The organism is Pandoraea norimbergensis (assembly GCF_001465545.3).
In the GTDB taxonomy this organism is placed as follows: domain Bacteria; phylum Pseudomonadota; class Gammaproteobacteria; order Burkholderiales; family Burkholderiaceae; genus Pandoraea; species Pandoraea norimbergensis.
The window spans coordinates 5,792,790-5,808,556 of sequence record NZ_CP013480.3 but is presented as its reverse complement, the minus strand read 5'-3'; the positions used below and the strand labels follow the sequence as shown (position 1 = coordinate 5,808,556).

The window sequence follows — 15,767 nt, the reverse complement described above, 5'->3', positions numbered from 1 at the left end:
GCGGGTGCGCATGAGAAATTGCGCCTCGCCCGTTTGTGTTAGTAGCCCCCTCAAAAATGGCGGCTACATTGAAAGAGGCTTAAAGTGGCTCGTACAACCCCTATCGAGCGCTACCGCAACATCGGTATTAGCGCTCACATCGACGCCGGTAAAACCACGACGACCGAGCGCATTTTGTTCTACACCGGTGTGAACCACAAAATCGGTGAAGTGCACGATGGCGCCGCGACGATGGACTGGATGGAGCAGGAACAAGAGCGTGGCATCACGATTACGTCGGCTGCCACGACCTGCTTCTGGTCCGGCATGGCGAACAATTACCAAAAGCACCGCATCAACATCATCGACACCCCGGGTCACGTCGACTTCACGATTGAAGTCGAGCGCTCGATGCGTGTTCTTGACGGCGCGTGCATGGTGTATTGCGCTGTGGGTGGCGTGCAGCCCCAGTCGGAAACCGTGTGGCGTCAGGCCAACAAGTACGGCGTGCCGCGTCTGGCGTTCGTCAACAAGATGGACCGTACCGGCGCAAACTTCTTCAAGGTCTATGACCAACTGAAGAACCGCCTGAAGGCCAACCCGGTGCCGGTGGTGGTGCCGATTGGTGCTGAAGAAAACTTCAAGGGCGTCGTCGACCTGATCAAGATGAAGGCCATCTTGTGGGACGAAGCTTCGCAAGGCATGAAGTTCGACTACGTCGACGTTCCGGCCGAGCTGCAAGCGGAAGCCAAGAAGTGGCGTGAAAGCATGGTCGAGGCTGCTGCCGAGTCGAGCGAAGCGCTCATGAACAAGTACCTCGAAGAGGGCGACCTCTCCGAAGAAGACATCATCCTGGGCCTGCGCACGCGTACCATCGCTTGCGAAATCCAGCCGATGCTGTGCGGTACCGCGTTCAAGAACAAGGGTGTGCAGCGTATGCTGGACGCCGTGATCGACTTCCTGCCGTCGCCGATCGACATTCCGCCGGTCAAGGGCACGAACGACAAGGAAGAGCCGGTCGAGCGCCGCGCTGCCGATGACGAGAAGTTCTCGTCGCTGGCATTCAAGATCATGACCGACCCGTTCGTTGGCCAGCTGATCTTCTTCCGCGTCTACTCGGGCGTCGTGAACAAGGGCGACACGCTGCTGAACTCGGTCAAGGGCAAGAAGGAACGTCTGGGCCGTATCGTGCAGATGCACGCGAACCAGCGCGAAGAAATCGACGAAGTGCGTGCAGGCGACATCGCCGCAGCCGTCGGTTTGAAGGACGCGACCACGGGTGACACGCTGTGCGACCCGACCGCCCCGATCGTGCTCGAGCGCATGGTGTTCCCGGAGCCGGTGATTTCGCAGGCTGTCGAGCCGAAGACCAAGGTCGACCAGGAAAAGATGGGCCTCGCCCTGAACCGCCTGGCGCAGGAAGACCCGTCGTTCCGCGTGCAAACCGATGAAGAATCGGGTCAGACCATCATTTCGGGTATGGGCGAGCTCCACCTCGAAATTCTGGTGGACCGCATGAAGCGCGAATTCGGCGTGGAAGCCAACATCGGCGCACCGCAAGTTGCTTACCGCGAAACCATTCGCAAGGCAGCGACGGACGTCGAAGGCAAGTTCGTCAAGCAGTCGGGTGGTCGCGGCCAATTCGGTCACGCGGTCATCACGCTGGAGCCGAACGAGCAAGGCAAGGGCTACGAGTTCTTCGACGAGATCAAGGGCGGTGTCATTCCTCGCGAATACATCCCGGCGGTCGACAAGGGTATTCAAGACACCCTCAAGAACGGTGTTCTGGCCGGCTTCCCGGTGGTTGATGTGAAGGTTCGCCTGACGTTCGGTTCGTACCACGATGTGGACTCGAACGAAAACGCGTTCCGTATGGCCGGCTCGATGGCTTTCAAGGAAGCTATGCGTCGCGCCAGCCCGGTGATTCTCGAGCCGATGATGGCTGTCGAAGTCGAAACGCCGGAAGACTACATGGGTAACGTGATGGGCGACTTGTCGTCGCGTCGCGGCATTATCCAGGGCATGGATGACATGGTCGGCGGCGGCAAGATCGTGCGCGCTGAAGTTCCGTTGTCGGAAATGTTCGGCTATTCGACGTCGCTGCGTTCGGCTACGCAAGGCCGCGCCACGTACACGATGGAGTTCAAGCACTACGCTGAAGCTCCGAAGAACGTGAGCGAAGGCATCATCAGCGCCAAGAGCAAGTAAATTCGTTTTGAAGGGTGTCTGCGTCATGTGATGCAGCGCCCGTCACTCTGTTTAAATCGTCTATTCAGTATCTGAGGATTCGGAAATGGCAAAGGAAAAATTCGAGCGGACTAAGCCGCACGTGAACGTCGGCACCATCGGTCACGTTGACCATGGCAAGACCACCCTGACGGCCGCTATCGCAACGGTTCTGTCGTCGAAGTTCGGCGGCACGGCTAAGAAGTACGACGAAATCGACGCAGCGCCGGAAGAAAAGGCACGCGGTATTACGATTAACACCGCGCACATCGAGTACGAAACGGCTAACCGCCACTACGCACACGTTGACTGCCCGGGCCACGCCGACTACGTCAAGAACATGATTACCGGTGCTGCGCAGATGGACGGCGCAATCCTGGTTTGCTCGGCCGCAGACGGTCCGATGCCGCAAACGCGTGAGCACATCCTGTTGGCCCGCCAAGTTGGCGTGCCGTACATCATCGTGTTCCTGAACAAGTGCGACATGGTCGACGACGCCGAGCTGCTCGAGCTGGTCGAAATGGAAGTTCGTGAGCTTCTGACGAAGTACGAATTCCCGGGCGACGATCTGCCGATCGTTAAGGGTTCGGCCAAGCTGGCGCTGGAAGGCGACAAGGGCGAACTGGGTGAAGTGGCAATTCTGGCGCTGGCTGAAGCGCTGGACACGTACATCCCGACGCCGGAGCGCGCCATCGACAAGGCATTCCTGATGCCGGTTGAAGACGTGTTCTCGATCTCGGGCCGTGGCACGGTGGTGACGGGTCGCGTTGAGTCGGGCGTGGTCAAGGTCGGCGAAGAAATCGAAATCGTGGGCATCGTGCCGACGGTCAAGACGATTTGCACGGGCGTTGAAATGTTCCGCAAGCTGCTCGACCAAGGTCAAGCAGGCGACAACGTGGGTATTCTGCTGCGCGGCACGAAGCGTGAAGACGTCCAGCGTGGTCAGGTTCTGGCCAAGCCGGGCTCGATCAAGCCGCACACGGACTTCACGGGCGAGGTCTACATTCTGTCGAAGGACGAAGGTGGTCGTCACACGCCGTTCTTCAACAACTACCGTCCGCAGTTCTACTTCCGTACGACGGACGTGACCGGTTCGATCAGCCTGCCGGAAGGTAAGGAAATGGTCATGCCGGGCGACAACGTGTCGATCACGGTCAAGCTGATCGCTCCGATCGCCATGACCGAAGGTCTGCGTTTCGCAATCCGCGAAGGTGGCCGTACCGTCGGCGCCGGCGTGGTTGCTACGATCGTTGCCTAATAGCGGATTTTGAGGTGGCAAGTGCCGGCGAGTCCGGCGCCTGCCACCGAATGTCTGTTTGCTCTTTGTGATTTACCCGGCACCCGAACGAGGGCTGCCACGCTCTTTGGAGAATTTCCATGCAGAACCAAAAAATCCGTATCCGCCTGAAGGCCTTCGACTATCGTTTGATCGACCAGTCGGCTGCTGAAATCGTCGAAACCGCCAAGCGCACGGGCGCTATCGTCAAGGGCCCGGTGCCCCTGCCGACGCGCATCGAGCGTTTCGACATCCTGCGTTCGCCGCACGTCAACAAGACGTCGCGCGATCAGCTCGAAATCCGCACGCACCAACGCCTGATGGACATCGTCGATCCGACGGACAAGACCGTCGACGCGCTGATGAAGCTGGACCTGCCGGCTGGTGTCGACGTCGAGATCAAGCTGCAGTAAGGCTTACGGGCGACTTTGCTCTCGAAAGCCCCGCCAATGCTGGATCTGGTGGGGCTTTTGTTATGCGATTTAGCAACACTTGTCAAGCGATAAAAGCTCGTCTATAATGGCGGGCTCAAGTGTAGTTTTGAAAAGATGGCCCACATCCGTGGTCCATCCTTTTGTCATTTAGCCCCGGCCAATCGCAGTCGGGAATGGAGAAAATCATGAGCCTTGGCCTTGTCGGTCGCAAGGTTGGCATGACGCGTATTTTCACGGACGACGGCGATTCGATTCCCGTTACCGTGCTCGACGTGTCTAACAACCGCGTGACGCAAATCAAGACGGATGAAACGGACGGCTATACCGCCGTTCAAGTTACTTTCGGTAAGCGTCGCGCCACGCGCGTGACCAAAGCCGCCGCCGGTCACTACGCGAAAGCGGGTGTCGAAGCCGGTGAAATCCTGAAGGAATTCCGCGTCGAAGCTGCTAAAGCTGCTGAATTGCAGCCGGGCGCAGCCGTTGGCGTTGATCTGTTCCAAGTAGGCCAGAAGGTCGACGTGCAAGGCGTGTCGATCGGTAAGGGTTACGCCGGTACGATCAAGCGTTACAACTTCGCTTCGGGCCGTGCCTCGCACGGTAACTCGCGTTCGCACAACGTTCCGGGTTCGATCGGTATGGCGCAGGATCCGGGTCGTGTGTTCCCGGGTAAGCGCATGACGGGTCACATGGGTGACGCGACGACGACGGTGCAGAATCTCGAAATCGCGCGCATTGACGCTGAACGTGGCCTGCTCTTCGTGAAGGGTGCCGTTCCGGGCGCCAACGAAGGCAAGGTTTTCGTGACCACGGCTGTCAAGGCCAAACTCGCGAAGGGAGCGTAACAATGGAACTGAAGCTCCTGAATGAGCAAGGTCAGGAAGGCGCTGCGGTCAACGCGTCGGACGTCGTGTTCGGTCGTGACTACAACGAAGCGCTGATCCACCAAGTGGTTGTGGCTTATCAAGCCAACGCCCGCAGCGGCAATCGTGCGCAAAAAGACCGTGAACAGGTCAAGCACACGACCAAGAAGCCGTGGCGTCAGAAGGGTACGGGCCGCGCTCGTGCCGGTATGTCGTCGAGCCCGTTGTGGCGCGGCGGTGGCCGTATCTTCCCGAATTCGCCGGAAGAAAACTTCACCCACAAAATCAACAAGAAGATGTACCGCGCCGGTGTGTGCTCGATTCTGTCGCAGCTCGCCCGTGAAGGTCGTCTGGTAGTGGTCGACGACATCAAGATTGATGCACCGAAGACCAAACTGCTCGCTGAAAAGATCAAGGCCATGGGCCTCGATTCGGTGCTGCTGATCACGGATACCGTGGACGAGAACCTGTTCTTGGCCTCGCGCAATCTGGCTCACTTCGCTGTCACCGAGCCGCGTTTCGCCGACCCGCTGTCGCTCATCTACTTCAAGAAGGTGTTGCTGACGAAGGGCGCGATCGCCAAGATTGAGGAGATGCTGTCATGAGCGACGTGCGTAAAAACGACCATCGTCTGATGCAGGTCCTGCTCGCGCCGGTGATCTCCGAAAAGGCGACGCTGGTGGCCGACAAGAACGAGCAAGTGGTGTTCCAAGTTGCACGTGACGCGAACAAGCAAGAAGTGAAGGCTGCTGTTGAGCTTCTCTTCAAGGTGGAAGTCGAGTCGGTGCAAATCCTGAACCGCAAGGGCAAGCAAAAGCGCTTTGGCCGTTTCATGGGTCGTCGCGACCATGAGAAGAAGGCCTACGTCAGCCTGAAGCCGGGTCAGGAAATCAATTTTGAAGCGGAGGCCAAGTAATCATGGCACTCGTCAAAACTAAGCCGACATCGCCGGGCCGCCGTGCCCTGGTCAAGGTCGTCAACAAGGATCTGCATAAGGGCAAGCCGTTCGCCCCGCTGCTGGATACCAAGAGCAAGACCGCCGGCCGTAACAACAACGGTCACATCACCACCCGTCACATGGGTGGCGGTCATAAGCAACATTACCGTATCGTCGATTTCCGTCGTAACAAGGACGGCATTCCGGCGAAGGTTGAGCGTCTGGAATATGACCCGAACCGCAGCGCGAACATCGCACTGCTTTGCTACGCCGACGGCGAGCGTCGTTACATCATTGCTCCGCGCGGTCTGACCGTCGGCCAGCAAGTGGTGAGCGGCTCGGAAGCGCCGATCAAGGCTGGCAATGCACTGCCGATCCGCAACATTCCGGTCGGTACCACGATCCACGGCATCGAAATCCTGCCGGGCAAGGGCGCGCAAATCGCTCGTGCTGCAGGTACCTCGGCAATGCTGCTGGCACGTGAAGGTGTGTACGCTCAGGTGCGTCTGCGTTCGGGTGAAATCCGTCGCGTGCACATTGAGTGCCGCGCCACCATCGGTGAAGTCGGTAACGAAGAGCACAGCCTGCGCCAATTGGGCAAGGCCGGTGCAAAGCGTTGGCGCGGTATTCGCCCGACCGTTCGCGGTGTGGCGATGAACCCGGTGGATCACCCGCACGGTGGTGGTGAAGGTCGTACGGCTGCTGGTCGTCATCCGGTCAGCCCGTGGGGTCAGCATACCAAGGGTAAGCGTACCCGCTCGACCAAGCGCACCGACAGCATGATTGTTCAGCGTCGCAAGAAGCGTTAAGGAGCTAGCAAATGACTCGTTCTGTTAAAAAAGGTCCGTTTTGCGACGCTCATCTGCTGAAGAAAGTGGAAGCGGCTGCTGCATCGCGGGACAAAAAGCCGATCAAAACCTGGTCGCGTCGTTCGACCGTTCTGCCCGATTTCATCGGTTTGACGATCGCCGTGCATAACGGCCGTCAACACGTGCCGGTGTACGTGACGGAAAACATGGTCGGCCACAAGCTGGGTGAGTTCGCACTCACCCGTACCTTCAAAGGCCATGCGGCCGACAAGAAGGCGAAGAAATAAGGGGCCCGACCATGGAAGTGAAAGCAATTCATCGCGGTGCTCGTATCTCGGCGCAGAAGACGCGTCTGGTCGCTGACCAGATTCGTGGCCTGCCGCTCGAACGTGCACTGAATGTCCTGACCTTCTCGCCGAAGAAGGCCGCTGTCATCATCAAGAAGGTGCTCGAGTCGGCAATCGCCAACGCCGAGCACAATGAAGGTGCTGACATCGACGAGCTGCGCGTTAAGGGCATCTTCGTTGACAAGGCGACCTCGCTCAAGCGTTTCACCGCGCGCGCCAAGGGCCGTGGTAACCGCATCGAGAAGCAATCCTGTCACATCACTGTGACGCTGGGTAACTAAGGGGTCACGATGGGACAGAAAATTCATCCGACTGGCTTCCGCTTGGCCGTCAGTCGTAACTGGTCTTCGCGTTGGTACGCGAACAACCAGAATTTCGCTCAGATGTTGCAGGAAGACATCGGCGTTCGCGATTACCTGAAGAAGAAGCTGAAGAACGCTTCGGTTGGCCGCGTCATCATCGAGCGTCCGGCCCGTAATGCCCGCATTACGATTTTCAGCTCGCGTCCGGGCGTTGTGATCGGTAAGAAGGGCGAGGACATCGAAATCCTCAAGGCCGAACTGCAAAAGCGCATGGGCGTGCCGGTTCACGTGAACATCGAAGAAATCCGCAAGCCGGAAACCGATGCTCAACTGATCGCCGACTCGATCGCTCAGCAGCTTGAGCGCCGTATCATGTTCCGTCGCGCAATGAAGCGCGCGATGCAGAACGCGATGCGTCTGGGTGCCCAAGGCATCAAGATCATGAGCGCTGGCCGTCTGAACGGTATCGAAATCGCCCGTACCGAATGGTATCGCGAAGGCCGTGTGCCCCTGCACACCCTGCGCGCCGACATCGACTACGCGACCTCGGAAGCGAAGACGACCTACGGCATCATCGGTATCAAGGTGTGGGTGTACAAGGGTGACACGCTGGGCCGCAACGACGCTCCGGTGGCTGAAGAGCCGGCCGAAGAAAAGCGTCCGCGCCGCAACGCGCGTCCGGGCGACCGTCGCCCCCGTCGTGACGACGCTGGCGATAAGGCCGGTGCGAAGCGCGGTGGTGCACGCCGTCCGGCTGGCAAGCCTGAAGGCGACGCCAAGACTGGAGAATAATCATGCTGCAACCGAAACGCAGAAAGTATCGTAAAGAGCAGAAGGGCCGTAACACTGGCGTCGCCACCCGTGGCAACGAAGTGTCGTTCGGCGAATTCGGTCTCAAGGCGGTCGGTCGCGGTCGTCTGACGGCTCGTCAGATTGAAGCCGCTCGTCGCGCCATGACCCGTCACATCAAGCGTGGTGGCCGTATCTGGATTCGTATTTTCCCGGATAAGCCGATCTCGCAAAAGCCGGCCGAAGTGCGTATGGGTAACGGTAAGGGTAACCCTGAGTACTACGTCGCCGAGATTCAACCGGGCAAGATGCTGTACGAGATGGACGGTGTTGATGAAGCACTGGCACGCGAGGCGTTCCGCCTGGCTGCCGCTAAGCTGCCGATTCAGACGACGTTCTTCGTCCGTCGCCTTGGCGCTTGATTGGAGAGATTGAAATGAAAGCATCCGAACTTCGTGCCAAGGATCCCGTCGCTCTGAACAACGAGCTGTCGGATCTGCTGAAGGCCCAATTCGGTCTTCGCATGCAAGCGGCCACCCAACAGCTGAGCAACACCAGCCAGCTGAAGAAGGTGCGCAAGGACATCGCGCGTGTGCGTACCGTGTTGACTGAGAAGGCGAGCCAGAAATGAACGATACCGCTAAGACCTCGCTGAAGCGTACCCTCGTGGGTAAGGTTGTCAGCGACAAGATGGACAAGACGGTTACCGTGCTGGTCGAGCGTCAAATGAAGCACCCGCTCTACGGCAAGTACATTGTGCGTTCGAAGAAGTATCACGCGCACGATGAAACCAACCAGATCAAGGAAGGCGATACGGTCGAGATTCAAGAAACTCGTCCGCTGTCGAAGACCAAGGCCTGGACGGTTTCCCGTCTCGTGGAAGCCGCCCGCATCATCTAAGGCGCGCTGAAGCGAAGGCTGACTTGCAAGTCCGGAATTATCGATGTATAATTCCGGACTTTCCGCTTCTTTCGCCAAAACCGGTCTTTGGTTTCGCAAGGGAGTGGATGGCTTCCGAGACTGATTCGTATCCTCTACGAGTCGTGTTGAGGTAGCAAGGTTGTCCACTTTTGAACGACTCAACCCAAACGGCATCCTTTGATGCTGACGGGGACCAAGACTGACCGACGCCCTGGTGTCGGATTAAGTTGGGAAGATAACACCATGATTCAAACTGAAACCCGGCTCGAAGTGGCCGACAACACCGGTGCGCGCGAAGTGATGTGCATCAAGGTGCTGGGCGGCTCCAAGCGTCGTTACGCCGGCATTGGCGACATCATCAAGGTCAGCGTGAAAGACGCTGCGCCGCGTGGTCGCGTCAAGAAGGGCGAAATTTACAATGCAGTGGTCGTGCGTACCGCCAAGGGCGTGCGTCGCCAAGACGGCTCGCTGGTCAAATTCGACGGCAACGCCGCCGTGCTGCTGAACACCAAGCTCGAGCCGATCGGCACCCGTATCTTCGGACCGGTTACGCGTGAACTGCGTACCGAACGCTTCATGAAGATCGTGTCGCTGGCCCCGGAAGTGCTGTAAGGAGCCGACACATGAACAAGATTCGCAAGGGTGACCAGGTCATCGTGCTGACGGGTAAGGACAAGGCCAAGCGTGGCACGGTCCTGGCCATTGATGGCGACAAGTTGGTCGTCGAGGGCGTGAACGTTGCTAAGAAGCACGTCAAGCCGAACCCGATGAAGGGCACGCAAGGTGGCGTGGTCGACAAGACGATGCCGATCCACGTTTCGAACGTGGCGCTGGTGGATGCCAATGGCAAGCCGTCGCGTGTGGGCATCAAGGTCGAAGACGGCAAGAAGGTCCGCTTCCTCAAGACGACCGGTGCTACGGTCGTCGGTGCCTAAGTCGCAGGGAGTATAGAAAATGGCCCGTTTGCAAGAGTTCTACAAAGACAAAGTTGTTGCCGCTCTGACGACTCAGTTCGGTTACAAGTCTGTCATGGAAGTGCCGCGTATCACCAAGATCACCCTGAACATGGGCCTTGGCCAAGCGGTTGCTGACAAGAAGATCATTGAACACGCCGTTGGCGATCTGACGAAAATTGCCGGCCAAAAGCCGGTGGTGACGAAGGCTCGCAAGGCTATCGCCGGTTTCAAGATCCGCGAAGGTTACCCGATCGGTACGATGGTGACGTTGCGCGGTGAGCGTATGTTCGAATTCCTGGATCGTTTCATCACCGTGGCTCTGCCGCGCGTGCGTGACTTCCGCGGTATTTCGGGTCGTGCGTTCGACGGTCGTGGCAATTACAACATCGGTGTGAAGGAACAGATCATCTTCCCCGAAATCGAGTACGACAAAATCGACGCGCTGCGTGGGCTGAACATCAGCATCACCACCACCGCGAAGACTGACGAAGAAGCCAAGGCTCTTCTGTCGGCGTTCAAATTCCCGTTCCGTAACTGAGGTAATCGTGGCTAAACTGGCACTTATCGAACGCGAAAAGAAACGCGCCCGTCTGGCGCAGAAATTTTCTGCCAAGCGCGACGCCCTCAAAGCGATCATCGAAGACACCAGCAAGTCGGAAGACGAGCGTTATGAAGCACGTCTGGCGCTGCAACAGCTGCCGCGTAACGCCAACCCGACGCGTCAACGCAATCGTTGCGAACTGACCGGCCGTCCGCGCGGAACCTTCCGCAAATTCGGCCTGGCCCGTAACAAGATCCGTGAAATCGCCTTCCGTGGCGAAATCCCGGGCGTGACCAAAGCTAGCTGGTAATAGGAGAAGCACCATGAGCATGAGCGATCCTATCGCCGATATGCTGACCCGCATCCGCAACGCTCAGATGGTTGAGAAGGCATCCGTGAAGATGCCCTCGTCCAAGCTGAAGGTCTCGATCGCCAAAGTCCTGAAGGACGAAGGCTACATCGAAGACTTCGCGGTTGAGGCAGAAGAAACCAAGCCGGTGCTGAACATTGCACTGAAGTACTACGCTGGCCGTCCTGTGATTGAGCGCCTCGAGCGCGTGTCGCGTCCGGGTCTGCGTGTGTACAAGAGCCGCAACGACATCCCGCAGGTCATGAATGGCCTCGGCGTTGCAATCGTCTCGACCCCGAAGGGCGTGATGACCGATCGCAAAGCACGCGCCACCGGCGTGGGCGGCGAAGTCATCTGCTACGTCGCCTAACCGAGGAGAGTTTAAATGTCTCGCGTAGGTAAGAGTCCTATTGCACTGCCGAAGGGCGTTGACGCAACGCTGACTGGCAATGTGCTGACGATCAAGGGCGCCCTGGGTTCGTTGACCCGCGGCATCAACACCCTCGTGAACGTCAAGATTGAAGACGCCACCATCACCTTCGCCCCGGCCGATGAAAGCCGTGAAGCGAATGCGCTGTATGGTACGGAACGTGCACTGGTCAACAATATGGTGACTGGTGTGAGCAAGGGTTTCGAGAAGAAGCTGCAACTCGTTGGCGTGGGTTATCGCGCCAAGGCTGAAGGTAACAACCTGAAGCTTGAGCTGGGTTTCTCGCACGATGTTGTGCACGCCATGCCGGAAGGTGTTAAGGCGGAAACCCCGACGCAAACGGAGATCATCATCAAAGGCGTTGATAAACAACGCATCGGACAAGTGGCTGCGGAAGTTCGCGGTTACCGTCCGCCCGAGCCCTACAAGGGTAAGGGTGTCCGCTATGCGGACGAAGTGGTGATCCTCAAGGAAACCAAGAAGAAGTAAGGGTGCGAAACATGGACAAGAAACAATCACGTGTGCGCCGCGCTCGCCAGACTCGTATCAAGCTGGCAGCTCAAAAGGTGCATCGCCTTTCCGTGCATCGCACCAACGTGCACATTTACGCGCAAGTTTTCTCGGAAGACGGCACGCAAGTGCTGGCCAGCGCTTCGACGCTGGAAGCCGAAGTGCGCAAGGAACTGGGCGACAAGGAAGGCAAGGGCGGAAACGCTGCTGCTGCTGCGCTGATCGGCCGTCGTATCGCCGAAAAGGCGAAGGCTGCCGGCATCGAAAGCGTCTCTTTCGACCGCTCGGGCTTCCGCTATCACGGTCGCGTCAAGGCTTTGGCCGACGCTGCCCGTGAAGCCGGCCTCAAGTTCTAAGTAAGGATCCGTCATGGCAAAGATGCAAGCGAAAGTTCAGGCTGACGAACGCGACGACGGCCTTCGCGAGAAGATGATTTCGGTCAACCGCGTCACGAAAGTGGTGAAGGGTGGTCGTATTCTCGGTTTTGCCGCGTTGACCGTGGTTGGTGACGGCGATGGCCGCATCGGCATGGGCAAAGGCAAGGCGAAGGAAGTCCCGGTTGCCGTTCAAAAGGCAATGGAACAAGCCCGCCGCAATATGTTCAAGGTCGCCCTGAAGAATGGCACCCTGCAACATAACGTTCTCGGCCAGCATGGCGCCTCGCGCGTCCTGATGTCGCCGGCGAAAGACGGTACCGGCGTTATCGCTGGTGGCCCGATGCGTGCGGTGTTCGAGGTGATGGGCGTGACCAACGTGGTGACGAAGAGCCTTGGCTCGACGAACCCGTACAACCTGGTCCGCGCCACGCTCGACGGCCTGAAGAAACAATCGACTCCTGCTGACATCGCCGCTAAGCGTGGCAAGTCGGTGGAAGAGATCCTCGGCTAAGGGTGATCAATATGTCGCAGCAACAAACTGTGAAAGTCAAGCTGGTCAAGAGCCTGATCGGTACGCGCGAAGAACATCGTGCAACCGTTCGCGGTCTCGGCCTGCGTCGCCTCAATTCGACGTATGAGTTGCAGGACACGCCCGCTGTGCGGGGCATGATCAACAAGGTCTCGTACCTTGTGAAGATCGTCGACTGAGCGAGGGCAAAATGGAATTGAATTCGATTAAGCCGGCAGAAGGCGCTAAACACGCCAAGCGCCGCGTTGGCCGTGGCATCGGTTCGGGTCTGGGTAAAACCGCCGGCCGTGGTCACAAGGGTCAGAAGTCGCGTTCGGGCGGCTTCCACAAGGTGGGCTTCGAAGGCGGTCAAATGCCGCTGCAACGTCGTCTGCCGAAGCGTGGCTTCAAGTCGCTGACGCGTCGTTTCGTGGGCGAAGTTCGCCTGTCGGACCTGAACAACCTGCCGGTCGACGAAATCGATCTGTTGGTTCTGAAGCAGGCCGGTCTGGTGAGCGAGCTGTCGTTGTCGGCCAAGATCATCGCCGCTGGCGAGATCACCCGCAAGGTCGTTGTGAAGGGTCTGGGCGTCACCAAGGGTGCGCTCACGGCAATTCAGGCGGCTGGCGGTTCGGTCGCAGAGTAAGTTAGGACATCCCGGAGCCATCATTGGCCAAGTCTCCTAATCTCGCTAAGCCTGGTACGCAGGGCCCGAAGTATGCGGATCTGCGCCGGCGGCTGGTTTTCCTGCTGCTGGCGTTGATCGTCTACCGTATTGGTGCGCATATCCCGGTGCCGGGCATCGACCCCGATCAGCTGGCGCAGCTGTTCCAGCGCCAGTCGGGCGGGATCCTGGGCATGTTCAACATGTTCTCGGGCGGTGCGTTGTCGCGTTTCACGATCTTCGCGCTCGGGATCATGCCGTACATCTCGGCGTCGATCATCATGCAGTTGCTGGCGATGGTTTCGCCACAATTGGAAGCCTTGCGTAAGGAAGGCCAAGCCGGCCAACGCAAGATCACGCAGTACACCCGGTATTTCACGGTGGTGCTTGCGCTCTTCCAGGCAGCTGCAATCGCGGTGACGTTGGAAAGCGAGCCGGGACTCGTCGTTGATCCAGGCATGATGTTCCGCCTGACGACGGTGATCACGCTCGTAACCGGCACGATGTTCCTGATGTGGCTCGGTGAGCAGATCACTGAACGCGGCCTCGGTAACGGTATTTCGATCATCATCTTTGGTGGTATCGCGGCCGGTTTGCCGAATGCTGTGGGCGGCCTGTTTGAGCTTGTCGGTACGGGTTCGATTGGTCCGTTCTCGGCGATCGTGATCTGTGCGCTCGTTGTGCTCGTGACGTTCTTCGTCGTGTTTGTGGAACGGGGTCAGCGCAAGATTCTGGTGAATTACGCCAAACGTCAGGTGGGCAACAAGGTGTACGGTGGTCAAGCATCGCACCTGCCGCTCAAGCTGAATATGGCTGGTGTGATTCCGCCGATCTTTGCGTCGTCGATCATCCTGTTCCCGGCAACGATCGCGAACTGGTTCGGCGCAGGTGACAATACGCGTTGGCTCAAGGACATCGCGGCCAAGTTGTCGCCGGGTCAGCCGATCTACGTGATGCTCTACGCTTTGGCAATCGTGTTTTTCTGCTTCTTCTACACCGCACTGGTGTTCAACAGCAAAGAAACAGCCGAGAACCTGAAGAAGAGCGGCGCGTTTGTGCCGGGTATCCGTCCGGGCGACCAGACGGCACGGTACATCGACAAGATCTTGACGCGTCTGACGCTGGCCGGTGCAGCTTATGTCACCCTGGTGTGTCTGCTGCCCGAGTTCCTGGTGTTGCGCTGGAACGTCCCGTTTTATTTTGGCGGAACGTCACTGCTGATCATCGTCGTGGTCACGATGGATTTCATGGCGCAAGTGCAGTCGTATGTGATGTCGCAACAGTATGAGTCGCTGCTCCGTAAGGCGAATTTCAAGGGCGGCAATAACATGACGCTTCGCTGATCATCTGGGATCATGTCGAAAGACGACGTTATTCAAATGCAGGGTGAGGTCCTTGAAAACCTCCCCAATGCCACCTTCCGGGTGAAACTGGAAAATGGCCATGTAGTACTCGGACACATTTCCGGCAAGATGCGGATGCATTACATCCGCATCCTTCCCGGAGATAAGGTGACGGTTGAGTTGACGCCCTACGATCTGTCGCGTGCGCGGATCGTCTTCCGGGCGAAGTGATTAGAGAGAGGGAATTGTCATGAAAGTTTTGGCATCTGTTAAGTGTCTGTGCCGCAATTGCAAGATTGTGAAGCGCAAAGGCGTAGTGCGCGTGATTTGCAGCACGGATCAACGCCACAAGCAACGTCAGGGCTAATCGGCCTTTAACGCTATTTAGTTGGGGAATTACGAATGGCTCGTATTGCAGGGGTTAACATCCCGAACCACCAGCACACGGAAATCGGCCTGACGGCTATTTACGGTGTCGGTCGCACGCGCGCTCGCCAGATTTGCGAAGCCGCTGGTGTGCCGTTCTCGAAGAAGGTCAAGGACCTCGACGACAACGATCTCGAAAAGCTGCGTGACCAAGTCGGTCAGCTGACGGTTGAAGGCGACCTGCGCCGTGAAGTGACCATGAGCATCAAGCGCCTGATGGACTTGGGCTGCTATCGTGGTCTGCGTCACCGCAAGGGCCTGCCGGTCCGCGGCCAGCGCACCCGTACCAATGCGCGTACCCGCAAGGGCCCGCGTAAGGCCGGCGTCTCGCTGAAGAAGTAACCAGAGGATAGGAAACTCATGGCTAAGCAACAGAACAACGCCGCTTCACAGCGCGTTCGCAAGAAGGTTAAGAAGAGCGTTGCTGAAGGCGTCGTGCACGTCCACGCTTCGTTCAACAACACCATCATCACGATCACCGATCGTCAGGGCAACGCACTGGCATGGGCGACTTCGGGTGGCCAGGGCTTCAAGGGTTCGCGTAAATCGACCCCGTTTGCTGCCCAGGTTGCTGCTGAGTCGGCTGGCCGCGTGGCACTGGAATACGGCGTGAAGAACCTGGAAGTTCGCATCAAGGGCCCGGGCCCGGGTCGCGAATCCGCGGTTCGTGCACTGAATGCGCTGGGTATCAAGATCACGGCCATTTCGGACGTGACGCCGGTCCCGCACAACGGCTGCCGCCCGCCGAAGCGTCGTCGTATCTAAGACGCTTTAGAAAATCCT

The 15,767-nt window shown here is 58.2% G+C and carries 28 protein-coding genes; all 28 read left to right on the top strand.

Annotated features, from left to right (window positions below; genetic code table 11):
• Positions 1–84: 84 nt before the first annotated feature.
• The 28 genes from fusA (at position 85) to rpsK (ending at position 15,749) form a co-directional block, all read left to right on the top strand.
• A complete protein-coding gene (gene fusA, locus AT302_RS25485) occupies positions 85–2,187 on the top strand; it encodes an elongation factor G (protein WP_058376385.1) in 2,103 nt (700 codons plus the stop codon).
• Between the two features lie 85 nt (positions 2,188–2,272).
• Positions 2,273–3,463 carry an elongation factor Tu gene (gene tuf / locus AT302_RS25480; protein WP_058376384.1) on the top strand — a complete coding sequence of 397 codons (1,191 nt, stop codon included), beginning with the start codon at positions 2,273–2,275 and terminating at the stop codon, positions 3,461–3,463.
• Between the two features lie 119 nt (positions 3,464–3,582).
• Positions 3,583–3,894, top strand: coding sequence for a 30S ribosomal protein S10 (gene rpsJ, locus AT302_RS25475; protein WP_010804138.1), 312 nt, complete (start codon positions 3,583–3,585; stop codon positions 3,892–3,894).
• A 206-nt stretch (positions 3,895–4,100) separates the two neighbouring features.
• Positions 4,101–4,757 (top strand): 50S ribosomal protein L3, encoded by a 657-nt coding sequence (rplC, locus tag AT302_RS25470; protein WP_058376383.1) that lies wholly within the window; start codon positions 4,101–4,103, stop codon positions 4,755–4,757.
• A gap of 2 nt (positions 4,758–4,759) precedes the next feature.
• Entirely contained in the window at positions 4,760–5,380 is a 621-nt protein-coding gene (gene rplD / locus AT302_RS25465; protein ID WP_058376382.1) for a 50S ribosomal protein L4, read from the top strand.
• Complete coding sequence (gene rplW / locus AT302_RS25460; RefSeq protein WP_058376381.1) at positions 5,377–5,691, top strand: 50S ribosomal protein L23; 315 nt, start codon at positions 5,377–5,379, stop codon at positions 5,689–5,691. The genes rplD and rplW overlap by 4 nt, the downstream gene beginning before the upstream one ends.
• A gap of 2 nt (positions 5,692–5,693) precedes the next feature.
• Complete coding sequence (gene rplB / locus AT302_RS25455; protein WP_058376380.1) at positions 5,694–6,521, top strand: 50S ribosomal protein L2; 828 nt, start codon at positions 5,694–5,696, stop codon at positions 6,519–6,521.
• Between the two features lie 11 nt (positions 6,522–6,532).
• Positions 6,533–6,808 (top strand): 30S ribosomal protein S19, encoded by a 276-nt coding sequence (gene rpsS, locus AT302_RS25450; RefSeq protein WP_010804133.1) that lies wholly within the window; start codon positions 6,533–6,535, stop codon positions 6,806–6,808.
• 11 nt (positions 6,809–6,819) lie between these two features.
• A complete protein-coding gene (gene rplV, locus AT302_RS25445; RefSeq protein WP_058376379.1) occupies positions 6,820–7,149 on the top strand; it encodes a 50S ribosomal protein L22 in 330 nt (109 codons plus the stop codon).
• A 9-nt stretch (positions 7,150–7,158) separates the two neighbouring features.
• Positions 7,159–7,962: a 30S ribosomal protein S3 gene (rpsC, locus tag AT302_RS25440; protein WP_058376378.1), complete on the top strand. Its 804-nt coding sequence runs from the start codon at positions 7,159–7,161 to the stop codon at positions 7,960–7,962.
• Positions 7,963–7,964: 2 nt separating this feature from the next.
• On the top strand, positions 7,965–8,381 hold the full coding sequence (rplP, locus tag AT302_RS25435; RefSeq protein WP_010804130.1) for a 50S ribosomal protein L16: 417 nt from the start codon (positions 7,965–7,967) through the stop codon (positions 8,379–8,381).
• Positions 8,382–8,395: 14 nt separating this feature from the next.
• The gene (rpmC, locus tag AT302_RS25430; RefSeq protein WP_058376377.1) at positions 8,396–8,590 is read left to right on the top strand and encodes a 50S ribosomal protein L29; all 195 of its coding nucleotides are present in this window, start codon (positions 8,396–8,398) and stop codon (positions 8,588–8,590) included.
• A complete protein-coding gene (gene rpsQ / locus AT302_RS25425; RefSeq protein WP_039374937.1) occupies positions 8,587–8,859 on the top strand; it encodes a 30S ribosomal protein S17 in 273 nt (90 codons plus the stop codon). Before rpmC ends, rpsQ begins: the two co-directional genes overlap by 4 nt.
• Before the next feature lie 264 nt (positions 8,860–9,123).
• Positions 9,124–9,492 (top strand): 50S ribosomal protein L14, encoded by a 369-nt coding sequence (gene rplN / locus AT302_RS25420; protein WP_010804127.1) that lies wholly within the window; start codon positions 9,124–9,126, stop codon positions 9,490–9,492.
• An 11-nt stretch (positions 9,493–9,503) separates the two neighbouring features.
• Positions 9,504–9,815, top strand: a complete 312-nt coding sequence (gene rplX, locus AT302_RS25415) for a 50S ribosomal protein L24 (protein WP_058376376.1) — start codon at positions 9,504–9,506, stop codon at positions 9,813–9,815.
• 19 nt (positions 9,816–9,834) lie between these two features.
• Positions 9,835–10,374: a 50S ribosomal protein L5 gene (gene rplE / locus AT302_RS25410; protein WP_058376375.1), complete on the top strand. Its 540-nt coding sequence runs from the start codon at positions 9,835–9,837 to the stop codon at positions 10,372–10,374.
• Positions 10,375–10,381: 7 nt separating this feature from the next.
• Positions 10,382–10,687, top strand: a complete 306-nt coding sequence (gene rpsN / locus AT302_RS25405) for a 30S ribosomal protein S14 (protein ID WP_058376374.1) — start codon at positions 10,382–10,384, stop codon at positions 10,685–10,687.
• A gap of 13 nt (positions 10,688–10,700) precedes the next feature.
• Positions 10,701–11,096, top strand: coding sequence for a 30S ribosomal protein S8 (rpsH, locus tag AT302_RS25400; RefSeq protein ID WP_010804123.1), 396 nt, complete (start codon positions 10,701–10,703; stop codon positions 11,094–11,096).
• 15 nt (positions 11,097–11,111) lie between these two features.
• On the top strand, positions 11,112–11,645 hold the full coding sequence (rplF, locus tag AT302_RS25395) for a 50S ribosomal protein L6 (RefSeq protein WP_058376373.1): 534 nt from the start codon (positions 11,112–11,114) through the stop codon (positions 11,643–11,645).
• A gap of 11 nt (positions 11,646–11,656) precedes the next feature.
• Complete coding sequence (rplR, locus tag AT302_RS25390; protein WP_039393713.1) at positions 11,657–12,022, top strand: 50S ribosomal protein L18; 366 nt, start codon at positions 11,657–11,659, stop codon at positions 12,020–12,022.
• Between the two features lie 13 nt (positions 12,023–12,035).
• Complete coding sequence (rpsE, locus tag AT302_RS25385; protein WP_058376372.1) at positions 12,036–12,554, top strand: 30S ribosomal protein S5; 519 nt, start codon at positions 12,036–12,038, stop codon at positions 12,552–12,554.
• A gap of 11 nt (positions 12,555–12,565) precedes the next feature.
• Positions 12,566–12,751: a 50S ribosomal protein L30 gene (rpmD, locus tag AT302_RS25380; protein WP_058379946.1), complete on the top strand. Its 186-nt coding sequence runs from the start codon at positions 12,566–12,568 to the stop codon at positions 12,749–12,751.
• 11 nt (positions 12,752–12,762) lie between these two features.
• A complete protein-coding gene (gene rplO, locus AT302_RS25375; protein WP_039393709.1) occupies positions 12,763–13,197 on the top strand; it encodes a 50S ribosomal protein L15 in 435 nt (144 codons plus the stop codon).
• A gap of 23 nt (positions 13,198–13,220) precedes the next feature.
• Positions 13,221–14,558 carry a preprotein translocase subunit SecY gene (gene secY / locus AT302_RS25370; RefSeq protein WP_058376371.1) on the top strand — a complete coding sequence of 446 codons (1,338 nt, stop codon included), beginning with the start codon at positions 13,221–13,223 and terminating at the stop codon, positions 14,556–14,558.
• 12 nt (positions 14,559–14,570) lie between these two features.
• Complete coding sequence (gene infA, locus AT302_RS25365; protein WP_010804116.1) at positions 14,571–14,789, top strand: translation initiation factor IF-1; 219 nt, start codon at positions 14,571–14,573, stop codon at positions 14,787–14,789.
• Positions 14,790–14,808: 19 nt separating this feature from the next.
• Complete coding sequence (gene rpmJ / locus AT302_RS27435) at positions 14,809–14,925, top strand: 50S ribosomal protein L36 (RefSeq protein WP_084656468.1); 117 nt, start codon at positions 14,809–14,811, stop codon at positions 14,923–14,925.
• Positions 14,926–14,960: 35 nt separating this feature from the next.
• Complete coding sequence (rpsM, locus tag AT302_RS25360; protein ID WP_058376370.1) at positions 14,961–15,326, top strand: 30S ribosomal protein S13; 366 nt, start codon at positions 14,961–14,963, stop codon at positions 15,324–15,326.
• A gap of 18 nt (positions 15,327–15,344) precedes the next feature.
• On the top strand, positions 15,345–15,749 hold the full coding sequence (rpsK, locus tag AT302_RS25355) for a 30S ribosomal protein S11 (RefSeq protein ID WP_010804113.1): 405 nt from the start codon (positions 15,345–15,347) through the stop codon (positions 15,747–15,749).
• Positions 15,750–15,767 lie beyond the last annotated feature (18 nt).